The organism is Emergencia timonensis (assembly GCF_900086585.1).
Lineage (GTDB): Bacteria > Bacillota > Clostridia > Peptostreptococcales > Anaerovoracaceae > Senimuribacter > Senimuribacter timonensis.
On record NZ_FLKM01000009.1, the window covers coordinates 382,913 to 396,765 of the forward strand.

Consider the following 13,853-nt stretch of genomic DNA (forward strand, 5'->3'; position numbering starts at 1 on the left):
ATAATATCATGGACTTGTCGGACGGTTTATAGGCAGGGGAGAAACTAGTTTACAACTGACCATAAAAGTGTACAATATAAATACAGAATTTTTATCATAGTGATATTTGGAGGTAATGACAGATGGCAGATATTAAATACGAGATTGTAGAGGAATTGGGCGTTTTATCGGAGAATGCCAGAGGCTGGCGCAAGGAACTGAACCTGGTCAGCTGGAACGGAGCGCAGCCCAAGTATGACCTACGAGACTGGGCACCGGAACACGAGAAAATGGGAAAGGGCATTACCCTGACCGCTGCAGAAGTGAAAGAATTAAAAGCGCTACTGGGCGCTATAGAATAGAGCGCGGGGGCAGTACCATGAATACAGGCGAAGTAAGAGTCATAGAAACGGGCAGATATATGGAGCTGGCACCGCTGTTTCAAGAAGCAGGATTTGAGATTCATATCGAAGGCGACGCGCCGCCGGCCATGATCACCTGCTGGCGGGCAGAAGATGAAGCGGGCCATCTCCTGGGCGGCATCTCTATCGAACACAAAGGCGGCGAGTTTGTCATCGGAGATATCGCCGTGAGAGAAGATCTCAGAGGATGCGACATCGGAACTCTGCTGATGCAGACTGCGCTGAAACGAATTTCTGAAATGGGCGGAGAACGCATTTATCTGGTGGCAAAGGCGCCGAAGTTCTTCGAGAAATTCGGATTTACTTATTTAACCCCGGAGGAAGCGCCGGACATTTTTAACTGCAAAACCTGTGATCAGCTGAACGTCAGCTGTCATCCGGAATTTATGACATATCATTATGAAAAGAGGAGAATTTGAAAAATGGAAAAGCTTTTATTTATCGATGCATGTATCAGTACCCATGCGTCAAGAACAAAGAGACTGTGCACGACATACATAGACCAGTTCTTGAAGAAGAACCCGGAAGTGACACTGGAAACCGTGGTGCTGCGAAAGGGAAAAGTGGAACCGCTGACCAAGGAACGGATTATTGAGCGTGACAAATATGTAGAACGCAAAGACTGGAATCATCCGATGTTCGATTTTGCCAAGCAGTTCCAAGAGGCGGATTACATCGTAGTGGGGACGCCGTATTGGGATCTGTCCTTTGCGTCCATCTTGAAAGTGTACGTGGAGAACATCATGGTGGCGGATCTGACCTTCAAAGCGACGAACACTGGCTTTGTCGGACTCTGCGAGGGCAAGTCCCTGGTGTACATCACCACGGCCGGCGGTTTTATCGGTGATAAGAATTTCGGCTACGACTATATGTGCGGTGTGGCAGATATGTTCGGTATTCCGGAGACGGAGCTGATCAAAGCAGAAGCTTTAGATATCGAAGGCTTTGATGCAGAGAAGATCATGGAAAAAGCCATCGAAGAGGTAAAACAGAGATTTTAAAAAAGGGCTATTGCACCAAGACAGGTGACTGGCCAAAACGGCGCAAAGCGGTGAGAATACACTGCTTTGCGCCGTTCTATTTTATTTTGGGAAATCGAATTTATTGTAAAGGCTTCTCTCTTTCCTGTACCAAGTTACTGTCAAAAGTAATTTCTACCGCAGCATGGTTTATTTTTTTCCCTGTGAGACATACGACATATTCCTCATCGCTTTTTACCTTCTTCAGTGAAATGGAAAAGGTGTCTGACTGCACCTCTTTGTCCCATGTGCTGCTCCATAAGATTGTCTTTGTCTTGTTGTTTTTTACTTCCAAAATCACGCTTTCGCCGTTCAAATTCAACGTTCCTTCAGCGATTAAAGTCTCCATATCTTCGGATACAGTAAACAATTTTTCATTTACAAAGGGGGCTGCATCATCATAGTTTTTATCAAATTCCATTTTTAGGGTTAATTTATCTTCATCTGCTATGTCAGGTGCAGGATTGTCAGCATTTGCGCAGGCTGTCAAACTCGCCATGATGATAAGCGAGATAAATAGAACTGTTATCTTTTTCAAAAAGTTACCTCCATATATCTTTACATCGGCTTCAGGTTCTGATTGAGGCGGTCGACCATCCAGGCCAGGCGTTTTTGCCTGCCGGCATCTGTCTTTGCGTCAAAGTATGCCCGCGTGTAGGTCTTTTTTACTGACGGAGACATCCCTTGGAAGTTGGTATAAGCAGGCTCAAAATCTTTTAAGATAGCAGCCAGAGAGGCAATTTGTTCCTCTGTAATCGTCGGAACCTTGGGTGCATCCCACTGACCGTTTTTCTTGGCTTCTTCTATCTTGCTTCTGCCGTAGTCCGTCATAATTCCCTGCTGCTCCAACTGCTTGACGATTCCTTTATTTTTCTCTGACCACTTGCTGTTTTCTCTGCGCTGAGAAAAATATTTCTTGTAGGTCTTATCGTCGAGGCTTTGCATCTGGCCGTCAATCCAACCAAAACAGAGGGCTTCTTCCAGAGCCTCTTTTGCCTTGATGGTTTTCGGCCCGCCTGCTTTGCCAAATAGAAGCCAGACGCCAGCGTCGGATTGACAATTTTCGCTCAGCCATTTCCTAAAGTCTCCTCTATTTGTAAACTCTAATATTTCGTTCATAGAAACCTCCGTTTCGATTACTCAGCATGTTAACTTGTCCAAGCCGTCTCACTCTTTCTTTTGCTTTCATTTTAATGGCTGGCTGCAGGTTTGTCAAACCCTCTTGCCAACTAGAAATATAGAAAAGATAGTGATATAATGAAAGAAAATTAATAATTATCTGTAAATTATGGTGAGGAGGGATACCGTGGAGCAGTATTATCAAATGGCGCAGAAGATTACTTCTGCGAATCAGAAGAGGTCTGGAACCATCAGGCACAATTTAGCCAGCAGTCTGGATTACGATTACGTGACCTGGCGTCTGGGAGGAGAGGGGTTACTGAAGAAAAAGTATCATCAGATCTACCAGATGCTGCAGGAAACGCGCTGCCAGGATCTGAAAATGGCAGAAAAAGGCGGATGCCCAGACGGAGGCTGCGGATCGAAAGGCTCTGAAACTGATGGCACAGGGCTGACCGACGCAATGAATATCCGTACACTGAACTTTCATCCGCGAACGACGCTGGAGAGCACCTCCTGTATGGATCTGACGCGGGAAAATCCGTCCATCGTCATCATCGGCGACGTCTCAGACGTGGCCAGCAAAAAAAGCGTGGACGGTTTTGCTGTCAATGATAACGATTCATCCTATCTGGCCGGAGGCATCAAAGTGCCGGCGGCATGCCTGATCAAAGAACAGGAGCGCCGCTTTCTCGCTGCGTCTACCTTTTACTGGACGGAACAGGACGAAGAGGGGAGGATTTTGCTGAGGAGCAAAACCGACGTGTCTGATGTCCTCAAAGTCATCGGCGCCAGCACTCTGGTTGAGTCCATGACCGTGGAGGCGCCTGTGCCGGTTCGCCATACAGGAGGGCAGAAGACCACTATCTACTATAACCGGAAGGGTGTCCTGGACGATTCACTTTGGGACTACTACTACGAAAACGTGGCGACGACATCGGAGAAGATCAATATCCATATGCCTTTTAAGGGCAGCGTCACCTTTAGTAAAGGATTTGCGCCTAAAACGCCGCCGTTTATCGACCGCAACAAGGAATTTTACTTCTATATAGAAAATGAGAAAAATGGAGTTGCAAACTTTAATCTGTCTCAGATGAGCGCCGTCAGCCTGAGTGTCAGCGGGCGGACGTTATCATGGGAGTTTCCGACAGACTGGAAAACCACCATCGCAAAGAAAGCACTGACCGGCGCATCGCAGCTGACGTTTTACTGTCGCATGCACATCATGACAGACAGTGGAATCAGCGTGCCTCTGACCATCCAGAGCAATAATCTTGATCACGAGGATCCGTCCTATGCAAAGATTCCAAAGATCGATATCCTGTGGGGCTGTTTCGCAAAGGATACGTACATCACCATGGCAGGCGGCAGCAGAAAAATGGTCTGTGAGGTCAGGCCGGGCGAGCAGGTCAGAACGCGTGGCGGGAGCTGTAAAGTAGAAGATCTCATTCAGGGGCCTGAGGAGAGGCTGTTTTTGATCAGGACCGCCAGGGGAAATGAAATCCGTCTGACAGAAAATCACCCCCTGCTGACCACAGAGGGGATGAAAATGGCGAAGGATCTCACATGGGGCAGCATCCTGGAAATGGAATACGGCAGGGACACCATTGAAGAACTTCATCTGGTGGAATATCACGATACGGTCTACAGCCTGCTGCTTGCGGATGAAGCACTTTTGATCGCAGACGGCTTCTTTGCCGGCGACTTCAAGGCGCAGAACAGAGCGATGAAAGAGGCTGAGGCGGCAGCCAAGGAAGAGAAGAACAGGAAACTCGCACCGTTCCAGGAGGAACTGAACGAGCTGGTCGCATCCCTTGCGGAAGAGAAAGGAGAACGCCATGAAAGAGAATATGGTGAAAGAAGCCTGTAATGCGCTGAGCATCAGCAACAAAGAGTCCTTAGGCAACTATGTGAGTGTAGACATTGCCAGCCTGGCTGCGGGCCAATATACTTTGGATGTGTGGATTTACATAGTAGGGGGCAGCAGTGATATCATCAGCCAGGAGAACGGGATTCGCATCGGCATCGAGAACGAAATGTTCTATTTCTATCATCCTGCGGCGGGGCAGAAGGCGGTGCGGCCGCTGGGGCCTTTGCCGAGGAAGAAGCAATGGATCAATCTGCTGTTAAGCTATAACGGCAGCAAGGTCTCCTTTGCGCTGAATGGGTTTCCGGCGGGTGAAATTGCCTGCAGCGGTGCGACGCTGATACAGAACTGCCCGATCAGGCTGGGTTATGGTTTCCACGGATATATGCGCAGCTTCCGCTGTTACAACGCGGCTCTCACGGCGGAGCAATACAAGAATTACGTATTTGAAACGGTTTATGACAGTGCGTCTATGAACAGCCTGCTGGCCTTTATCGACTTTTCAAAGGAAGACATGCCTGATATCAGTAATCACGGCGCCACGGCGTCTCCCCACGGTTCCTGCGGGGTCATGAACCTGGTTCCCGTCTATCTGCCGTCAAAGGGAAAGTTCGCATCGGTCAACCCTGGAGGCGATATCAATCCGGGAGGATTTGAGAGCGGTGAATTTTCTGTCTATGTCAAAATGTATCTCAGACCTTCGCAGAAACAGAACCAGGTGATCTTTTCCAACGGTGATTTAGAAGATGCAGATTCTGTAATTCTCTTTTTGCGGGAGGATGGAAATAAGGTGCAGTTCAACCTACAGCTGGGTTCAGTCAGTATGTGCCTGGGATCGGCTCACGACGTCTTTCAGTGGGTAGACGTTTTGATCACCTATGGCGCAGGCCAGGTAACGGCATTCTTTAACGGCACGCAGGTGACGTCGTCGCATTCCTTTGCGAAGAGACAGCAAAGAGGAGGATTCCGTTTGGGGAACGGGTTTGACTCGGCGCACCCTGAAATGGACTTCACCTGTGAACAATATCTGTTTACGGCAGCTGTATTCGACAAGAAGCTGGGACAGGCCGATGCGGAAAGCTTTCTGGAAAATCATCCTTATATCTTTGAGGACGGTTTGATTGCGTTATTTTCCTTTGCACCGGAGCCTGCCGAGCTGACGACCTGCCGCCAGATTCATCTGGACGAGGATGACGTGGTGCTGGCACAGCGGACCCTGGACAGCCTGCCGCAGACAGGGTACGACTACCGCAGTAATCGGACGCAGCCGACGGTATCGGATATGAGAAAATGGAAGGCGGAGTCCATCTGGGATGGACTGGTCAGCTACTACGAAGCCTCTGCAAATCTGACACCGACACTTACAGAAAATCAGAAGCAGGCGGTCATCTGCTCCATTGCTGAAGACAGCGAACTGCTGCAGAGCTTTGCCCCAGCGTTTACCGCACTTACCTTGTCGGAACAGATTTTTGCCAAGTGTCTTGCAGACGCCCCGCAGCGTAAGATGATCAATGTGATCAAAATGGGAAGGTTTGTTGGCAAAAAGACCGGTGCTGCAGGCGGCGCTGCTGCTGGAGCAGGTATGGCGCTGACTGGCGCTGCGGCTGGCGGCCTGACAGAGGCAGGGAAAGACGTCCTGACGCTTTTGTCACTGATTACCTTATTCACCTGGATTTTAAGTAAAGCCGCGGAGAAGATGAAGGACAGGCGAAAGGACAAACCGGACCACGACGACGATGACAGCGAGATCACCCTATCTATTACCAGCATGTCCTTCCAGCACAGTCCTGATGATTTCACGGCCAGCGCAGTTCGCTGCCGTACTTGTGATGGCAGCGTATCCCCGCCGGAGTGGACCAATGCCAGGAGAGATGGGGCAGAAGCCGTTTACATCGCAGACAAGATACAGAACGTAAAAGTAAAGGTGAAATTCATCCTTACGGATAAGTCCAAGAAGCCGACTCCGCCGTATCATGTTTCTATCTGGGCCTTTGCCACAGACAGCAGCGCAGTTTTCCAAAAGCTGGAGTATTCGGCAAAGGGGCTTTCAGCCGGGGTTGAATATGAGGGTGAGTTCACCGTGACAAAGGGCAGCTGTGCGTGCAGTGACCTATCCTATCAGGATCTGGAACTGTGGTGGAATTATACGATTAACGGCAGCACCAACACCCTGGCCAACACCAAGGCCTGCATCTACTTCCTTCCGACTACGCCGACAGATCCGGTTTATCTGGATCAGGAACACAAAGACAACAGCGTGCCGCTGGAATTGCTGCGGATGTTCTCTGAAAAACTGACTACGCTGCAGCCTCGTGAATATGCGGAACTGGAACAGGTCACTGCAGCGGACATGAAGACCTATACGGACCAGGTCTACAACTGCGCAGCGTTTAAGTATAATCCCAACGCACATCCTTTTGTGACGGTTTGTGATGTAAAGGAAAATGCAGCGCCCTACACGTTACGAGGTTATCTGAATCTTTTCGATCAAAATGCCATGCTACGGGACATTAGCCTGTATCAAAAAAATCCATTCAGAGGTAAGACAGAAGCCAATTGCAATGTTTATGCCTGCATGCTCAGCTACAATTTCTCGCTCCACGGTGTTTTTTCTACCGTCTGCATCATCACCTCAGGAAATCCGGCGGCAGCGCTGCAGACCAACGCCATCAAAGGAGCCGGTGCGGTTGCGGCACAGGCTTTTCAGTTTCGTTACCATGCCATCGTAAAAGTGCCGCCGCAGGTCAGCGTGACAGGCCTTTTACACAACGCATATTATGATGCCTGCTGCCGGACGGCGGGTGGAGAAACTCTGGCAAATCTGGCATTTCGAAGCAACTTTGCGACGCCTCTGGTGCAGGCTGGAGAAACGGACACCTACCGCGGCAAAGTCTTCCGGCAGGGCACTGCCGCCGTAGAGCAGCGAAACATGCTCTGCGTGCCGTATGGCATCATAGCGCCGTAGGATGCAATTAGAAATGAAAACAAATAAATGAAAAAATATTTGTAATTTGAAACAAAAAAATATTGACAACCACTTCTGCTGGTAGTAAGATACTTGCATAAGCAAAGTTGAATAGAAACCAAAGACTTTGACGGAGACAGTAGATTCACGCCGAAAAGGCAGGAGCGAACCGGGGATGGTGAGAGCCCGGCGCCGAAGGTAGACGTTTATTGAAGATCACTCCCGAGTTGCAGGGCCGAAAAGCCGCAATTGGCTGAGTAAGCGCTGACGGGCCTTCCCCGTAATCGGAAGAACATATGATGGTATGTTTTGTAGCAGGTGGTTTAGCGCAGATATTTTATCTCCGTCCTGATACAGGACGGAGTTTTATTATAACATAGGAAATATCGTCCAAAGGACGTATTTCCGTATGTTTCAAAGAACGTACCTTACGAAGCGTCGCCCCTTGCGGGCGACATGTGGAAATAGGAATCTTTGATTCCATCATTTCCACGTTTTTTATGGTTCTCGCCCCGCTAGCGGCAGCGTGCGGAACGGCAAGACTTCGTAGCAGATCCAAAGGAGGAAACAAGATGTGTAAGGACAGCAACACAGTAGAAATCAGATGGCACGGCAGAGGGGGCCAGGGCGCAAAGACAGCATGTCTGCTGCTGGCTGACGTATGCTTCAGCTCGGGCAAACAGGTGCAGGGCTTTCCGGAGTATGGCCCGGAGAGAATGGGTGCACCGATTACGGCGTACAACAGAATTTCTGACGGACAGAACAGGGTCCACTCTAATATCTACAACCCCGACTACGTCGTCGTGGTGGATGAGACGCTGCTTCACTCCGTCGATGTGACGGCGGGGCTTTCGGAAGAGGGCGCCATCATCATCAACAGCAGCAAAGAACCGGCAGAGCTGAGAAAACATCTCGGCGGCTACAAGGGAAGAGTCTGCACTGTTGATGCGGAGAAAATATCCATTGCAACCCTGGGGAAGAACTTCCCGAATACGCCGATGCTGGCGGCAGCGGTCAAAGTCAGCAAGGTCGTAGAGAACGATAAGTTTTTGCAAGATATGGAAAGCTCTTTCAGACACAAGTTTGCGTCAAAACCAAACGTGATTCAGGGCAATATGGAAGCTTTGAAAATGTCCATGGAAGAAGTAAAAGTTGGTTAAGGAGATATCCCGATGATAGAGGCAAAGAACATAAATGAACAGAGTGCATGGCAGGAGCTGACTCCGGGAGCGGAGATTTATGAGCCGGGCACGTCAAAATTAGTAAATACCGGTGAATGGCGGGTTCTGACGCCAGTCTTTGACGAGGCAAAGTGCAAGCACTGCATGCTGTGCGTCCCATTCTGCCCTGACATTTCCATACCTGTCGTAAACGGCAAGCGCCTGGAGACAGATTTTTTCCACTGCAAAGGATGCGGCATCTGCGCCAAAGTATGTCCGTTTGACGCGATCACCATGGAAAAGGAGGAGAAGTAAAATGGCAATCAAAGACAGAATGAGCGGCAACGAAGCGGTCGCTTACGCGATGAAGCAGATCAATCCGGATGTCATGGGGGCTTTTCCCATCACGCCTTCCACGGAGATTCCGCAGTATTTTTCGAAGTATATCGCTGACGGAGAGGTGGAGACAGAGTTTGTCGCGGTGGAATCGGAGCACTCTGCCATGTCCACCTGTATCGGCGCATCGGCCGCGGGAGCTCGCGCCATCACAGCGACTTCCTCAGCAGGACTGGCTCTGATGTGGGAGCTTCTCTATGTAGCGGCATCCAGCAGACTGCCTGTCACCATGGCGGTAGTCAACAGAGCTTTGACTGGACCGATCAACATCAACAACGACCATTCTGACTCCATGGGCTGCAGAGACAGCGGCTGGATCCAGATCTACGCAGAGAACAATCAGGAAGTATATGATAATTACATACAGGCGATGCCCATCGCAGAGCACTGCAGGCTGCCCATCATGATCTGCCAGGACGGCTTTATCACCAGCCATGCTGTGGAGAACATCGAACTGATGGAAGACGAAAAGGTGAAGGATTTCGTCGGGGAGTATGCACCGGAAAACTATCTTTTGAAGAAAGAAAACCCTCTGGCCGTCGGTCCTTACGGCATTTCCCCTTATTACATGGAGGTCAAAAAGGCCCAGGCCGAAGCCATGAAAGCGGCAAAAGCGAGAGTCCTGGAGGTTGCAGCAGAATACGAGAAGGTTTCCGGCAGAAAGTACGGACTCTTTGAGGAATACCGGATGGACGACGCGGAGGCTGCGGTGGTGGTCATCGGCTCATCCGCAGGTACCGGCAAAGACGCAGTGGACGCCTTGCGCGAAGAAGGAAAGAAAGTGGGGCTGATTAAACTGCGCGTCTTCCGGCCATTCCCGATGGAAGAATTGGCTGTGGCGCTGTCAAAGGTCAAAGCCGTGGCTGTCATGGACAAGAGCGAGGGCTTTTCCGCTTCTGGCGGTCCTGTCTTTGCGGAAACCAGATCAGCGCTGTACGATGCTGATGAGCGGCCCATGATGGTGAATTACGTCTACGGCCTCGGTGGCAGAGACGTGACAGTGGATACCTTTGGCGAAATCTACAGTGAACTGTTCAAGATGATAGAAACCGGCAAGACCGGTGAAGTTTACAGGCATATCGGAGTCAGAGATTTGGAGGAGCAGAAGTCATGAGCTACAGTTTGAAAACAGAATTAGAAAAGAAGGAGAGACTGGCGCCGGGTCACAGACTCTGTGCAGGCTGTGGAGCAGGCATTGCAGTAAGCGGCGTGCTCCGCGCTTTGGACGAGGGCGACAAGGCTGTGGTTTCCAATGCCACCAGTTGTCTGGAGGTTTCGACTTTTATTTATCCATATACAGCCTATGAGGACAGCTACATCCACAGCGCCTTTGAAAATGCGGCGGCCATGACTGGCGGCGTGGAGACAGCCTATAAAGTATTGAAGAAGAAGGGCAAGATCGACGAGACTTACAAGTTCATCTGCTTCGGGGGAGACGGCGGCACCTACGATATCGGATTCCAGTCCCTGTCAGGCGCCATGGAGCGGGGTCACGACATGGTCTACGTCTGCTACGACAATGAGGCATACATGAACACAGGTATCCAGCGTTCTTCCGCGACGCCCAGGTTTGCCGATGCGACGACGACGCCTGTGGGCAGAGAATCTTACGGCAAAGTGCAGAACAAAAAGAATCTGACGGAAATCATGGCGGCACACAATATCCCTTATGCTGCCCAGACCACCTTTTTAGGTGATTTCCGGGATTTACATACCAAATCTCACAAGGCGATTTATACAGAAGGACCTTGCTTCCTCAACGTGCTCTCACCATGCCCCCGCGGCTGGCGTTACGAGATGGAGGATCTGGCTGAAATCTGCAAATTGGCGGTGGATACCTGCGTATGGCCGCTCTACGAGATCGAAGACGGCGTTTGGAGACTCAACTATGAGCCGGCAAAGAAGCTGCCTGTGGAGCGTTTCCTGGAAAAGCAGGGCAGATTCAAGCACATGTTTGCAAAGGGCAACGAATGGATGATCGAAGATGCCCAGAAGTATGTCGATGATCAGTGGGAGAAACTAAAAAACAGATGTGAATAGCCTTCTTTCTTAAGAATTCTTAAGTAGTGTTTTTTCGCCATATCCGCTATAATAGAAGAAACATATCGAGATAGAAGGAAGGGAAAGAACATGACGAAATATAGAAATCGTTCCATCGCCGTGATTGCAGCGCTGGCCTTGGTCATCAGCATGATACCGGCAATGGCTTTTGGCGCATCCAAGACGGTCAAAGCGGTGACGGGGCTGGAAGTATATCAGATGTCCAATACCAGCGCAGAACTTGACTGGAATTATGTCAACGGATCAGAAGGGTATAAAGTCTATAAAGCGACTAGCAAGACAGGTAAATATACCCTTGTAAAAACGATCAAGAGAGGGAAAAAGACGTCTTATACCGCCAAGAATCTGAAACTGGGAAACACTTACTATTTCAAAATTAAAGCGGTGGACACCGTATATGGCAAGAAGGTTCTCAGCAGCAAGTTCAGCAACATCGCTTCCGTAAAGATGAAACAGTGTGTACCGCAGTACACTATTGATTTCCCTGAGAAATTAAACGCTGACGGCAGTCTGACCGTCACCGTCACCAACAAGAGCAAAAAGGAAATCCAGCTTGCGGCGGCTCCGCTCATTTTTAACGACCTGAACGATTGGAGCAAGGACGGGATTCTTTTGAAGGCTGTCAAATATGAGAATCTCAACACAGGGGGCGTCGATACCGAGTATCTGAATTATCCTTACCCTCTTTTAAAGGGCGAAGCTGTGAAGATCACCTATGAACTGAACAAAGAACTGCAAGGTACGATTTCCGGCATCAAGGGAGAGGAAGCGCCGACTGTCATCAATTACAAAGATGGCGGAGAAGGCTTTGCCATTGGACTGACCTATAGAGGTCAATTCTTCTACATGGCTATACAATATCCTGATGGACAGAAACTGATGACCTTGGACGAGTATTTGCAGAAGGCCTTGGATTCTGTGGATTTGGACAATTAAATAGGAAGCAATGGGCAACACTTATTTAGAAAAAAATCTAAATAGGTGTTGCTTTTTGTGTGCCGCCGTGCTATTATCTATTTAGAAAATTTTCTAAATAGATTTTTGAGGGGGGTGGTCTTCGTGGGACTTCCGGAAACGTTTAAGGCGTTGTCGAATCCAGTACGGCGGGATATTTTGATGATGCTGAAGAACGGCAGGATGCCTGCGGGCGAGATAGCTGAGAATTTTGATATGACGGGTGCCACAATATCCCATCATTTGAGCCAGCTAAAGAATGCGGGCCTGATATTTGAGACAAAAGAAAAGAATTACATTTATTATGAACTGAATACGACAGTGTTTGAAGAACTGATGCTGTGGTTTTCACAGTTCAAGGGAGGCGACGATAATGAAGGACTATAAAAAAACACTGATCATCTCATCCTTGATATGCCTGCTGCCGCTGGTCATCTCTTTCGCGGTATACAGCAAGCTGCCGGATCAAATCGCGATCCACTGGGATGACGCAGGAAACCCCGATAACTATGCGGCCAAGTGGGTTGCAGCTTTCGGGATGCCCCTGCTTTTGCTGGCGATTCACCTGATTGGGATGGTTACCATTCTTCACGATCCGAAAAAAAGCAACCAGTCAGCTGCAATGCGTCTGCTCAGCTTCTGGCTGGTACCAGTGCTCAGCGTGATCGTTGTGCCGGTTACTCTTTTGATTGGCATGGGAAAGGACATTCCGATTTCGACGGTTGTCACCATGATTGTCGGCATTGTGTTCGTAGTCAGCGGGAACTATCTTCCAAAGAGCAGGCAGAATTATACGATTGGTATCAAGCTTCCGTGGACTCTGGCTGATGTGGATAACTGGAACAAGACGCACCGCCTGGCAGGGGCGCTGTGGATTGCAGCGGGGATTTTCGTTCTGGTAAGACCGTTCCTGCGATCCGGACAGGGCTTTGGTTTTTCCTTGTTCTGGCGGTCATGGTCTGCCTGCCGGCGCTCTACTCGTTCCTGTTGTATCTGAAAAAGGGGAAATCATAAACACATCAAAAGCGGAGTTTGATGGTCAGCTTTTGATTGTGATATTCAGCATCGATGGAACCACCCATTTCTTCCGTCAGGACTTTTGCGATTGCAAGACCAAGGCCGGTGCTTTTCCGACCAGTTTCAACGGTAAAAAAGCGGTCAAAGAGGCGGGCGGCAGTCACAGGCGAGAGATTCGCGGCTGTATTTGTAAAGGCGATTTCACAGGTGTCACTCATGGTGACTGTGAGATCGCCTTCGCTGTATTTTACAGCATTACTGATCAGGTTGGCGAAGATACGCGAAAGAGCGCTGGCATCTAAGTGTCGCAGCACCTTTTTTTCAGGCAGTGTAATGACAGGGGTAATGCCCCTGTCTGTCAGTGCATTGTAGCTGGCGGCAATGCTGTCGGCCAGAATAGCGTCAACTGCCACTGTTTCCGGCTTGAGATCTTCTTTGGTAGAGACTACGACAGAATAGCGAAAAAGTTCCTCTGTCAGCTGCTTCAAAACCTCCGTGCGGTTTTGAATCTGGGCCAGATAACGACAGGCATTCTCGGATTTTTCTTCCTCTTCCAGCATATCCAGATAACCGCAGATTGCGGTCAACGGCGTGCGCAGATCATGAGAGATATTGGTAACCGCTTCCTTCAACTCTCTGTCGCCGTGCAGATACCGGCGGCGTTCCTTTCGAAGCAAGCGAAGCTCCTGATTGATTTCTGCTGCCAGCCGCTTCATGGAAGGGTCGCTGCTGGAGATACAGATTAATGTATTCGTTTCCTCTGCTAAAACAAAGCCAAGCTGCCTGCAGATTTCTTTCGCAGACTTCTTCATCAGGTAGATTTTGACTGTCAGAGTCAGAGTTGTGATGCCGAGCGCCAAACTCAGCAGAATGAGAACAGATACCATGGAAACT

At 49.4% G+C, this 13,853-nt stretch carries 15 protein-coding genes; 12 read left to right on the plus strand and 3 right to left on the minus strand.

Going from position 1 to position 13,853, the window contains the following annotated elements:
• Positions 1 to 122 precede the first annotated feature (122 nt).
• The 3 genes from BN6539_RS12695 to BN6539_RS12705 are packed head-to-tail and all read left to right on the plus strand — an operon-like array spanning position 123 to position 1,402.
• Complete coding sequence (locus tag BN6539_RS12695) at positions 123 to 341, plus strand: YdbC family protein (protein ID WP_067539130.1); 219 nt, start codon at positions 123 to 125, stop codon at positions 339 to 341.
• A 17-nt stretch (positions 342 to 358) separates the two neighbouring features.
• On the plus strand, positions 359 to 820 hold the full coding sequence (locus tag BN6539_RS12700) for a GNAT family N-acetyltransferase (RefSeq protein ID WP_067539134.1): 462 nt from the start codon (positions 359 to 361) through the stop codon (positions 818 to 820).
• 3 nt (positions 821 to 823) lie between these two features.
• Complete coding sequence (locus BN6539_RS12705) at positions 824 to 1,402, plus strand: NAD(P)H-dependent oxidoreductase (protein WP_067539139.1); 579 nt, start codon at positions 824 to 826, stop codon at positions 1,400 to 1,402.
• A 100-nt stretch (positions 1,403 to 1,502) separates the two neighbouring features.
• Here BN6539_RS12705 and BN6539_RS12710 read toward each other — a convergent pair whose 3' ends face one another.
• Both BN6539_RS12710 and BN6539_RS12715 read right to left on the minus strand, forming a co-directional pair.
• A complete protein-coding gene (locus BN6539_RS12710) occupies positions 1,503 to 1,958 on the minus strand; it encodes a DUF4624 family lipoprotein (protein ID WP_082907509.1) in 456 nt (151 codons plus the stop codon).
• 20 nt (positions 1,959 to 1,978) lie between these two features.
• Positions 1,979 to 2,539, minus strand: a complete 561-nt coding sequence (locus BN6539_RS12715; RefSeq protein WP_067539141.1) for a YdeI/OmpD-associated family protein — start codon at positions 2,537 to 2,539, stop codon at positions 1,979 to 1,981.
• Positions 2,540 to 2,726: 187 nt separating this feature from the next.
• Between BN6539_RS12715 and BN6539_RS12720 the strand changes: the two genes are divergently transcribed.
• The 9 genes from BN6539_RS12720 (at position 2,727) to BN6539_RS12760 (ending at position 12,939) form a co-directional block, all read left to right on the plus strand.
• Positions 2,727 to 4,409, plus strand: coding sequence for a Hint domain-containing protein (locus BN6539_RS12720; protein WP_067539143.1), 1,683 nt, complete (start codon positions 2,727 to 2,729; stop codon positions 4,407 to 4,409).
• Positions 4,378 to 7,371, plus strand: a complete 2,994-nt coding sequence (locus BN6539_RS12725) for a LamG domain-containing protein (protein WP_067539145.1) — start codon at positions 4,378 to 4,380, stop codon at positions 7,369 to 7,371. The genes BN6539_RS12720 and BN6539_RS12725 overlap by 32 nt, the downstream gene beginning before the upstream one ends.
• A 572-nt stretch (positions 7,372 to 7,943) precedes the next feature.
• On the plus strand, positions 7,944 to 8,531 hold the full coding sequence (locus BN6539_RS12730; RefSeq protein ID WP_067539149.1) for a 2-oxoacid:acceptor oxidoreductase family protein: 588 nt from the start codon (positions 7,944 to 7,946) through the stop codon (positions 8,529 to 8,531).
• Between the two features lie 12 nt (positions 8,532 to 8,543).
• Positions 8,544 to 8,846: a 4Fe-4S binding protein gene (locus BN6539_RS12735; RefSeq protein WP_067539152.1), complete on the plus strand. Its 303-nt coding sequence runs from the start codon at positions 8,544 to 8,546 to the stop codon at positions 8,844 to 8,846.
• A 1-nt stretch (position 8,847) separates the two neighbouring features.
• Complete coding sequence (locus BN6539_RS12740; RefSeq protein ID WP_067539155.1) at positions 8,848 to 10,041, plus strand: pyruvate ferredoxin oxidoreductase; 1,194 nt, start codon at positions 8,848 to 8,850, stop codon at positions 10,039 to 10,041.
• Positions 10,038 to 10,967, plus strand: coding sequence for a thiamine pyrophosphate-dependent enzyme (locus tag BN6539_RS12745; RefSeq protein ID WP_067539158.1), 930 nt, complete (start codon positions 10,038 to 10,040; stop codon positions 10,965 to 10,967). Before BN6539_RS12740 ends, BN6539_RS12745 begins: the two co-directional genes overlap by 4 nt.
• A gap of 90 nt (positions 10,968 to 11,057) precedes the next feature.
• Positions 11,058 to 11,924, plus strand: coding sequence for a fibronectin type III domain-containing protein (locus BN6539_RS12750; RefSeq protein ID WP_067539162.1), 867 nt, complete (start codon positions 11,058 to 11,060; stop codon positions 11,922 to 11,924).
• Positions 11,925 to 12,047: 123 nt separating this feature from the next.
• Positions 12,048 to 12,329, plus strand: coding sequence for an autorepressor SdpR family transcription factor (locus tag BN6539_RS12755; RefSeq protein WP_067539165.1), 282 nt, complete (start codon positions 12,048 to 12,050; stop codon positions 12,327 to 12,329).
• Entirely contained in the window at positions 12,316 to 12,939 is a 624-nt protein-coding gene (locus tag BN6539_RS12760) for an SdpI family protein (protein WP_197492888.1), read from the plus strand. The genes BN6539_RS12755 and BN6539_RS12760 overlap by 14 nt, the downstream gene beginning before the upstream one ends.
• A 22-nt stretch (positions 12,940 to 12,961) precedes the next feature.
• Here the strand turns inward: BN6539_RS12760 and BN6539_RS12765 are convergent, their stop codons facing one another.
• Positions 12,962 to 13,846 (minus strand): sensor histidine kinase, encoded by an 885-nt coding sequence (locus BN6539_RS12765; RefSeq protein WP_067539168.1) that lies wholly within the window; start codon positions 13,844 to 13,846, stop codon positions 12,962 to 12,964.
• Between the last annotated feature and the right edge of the window lie 7 nt (positions 13,847 to 13,853).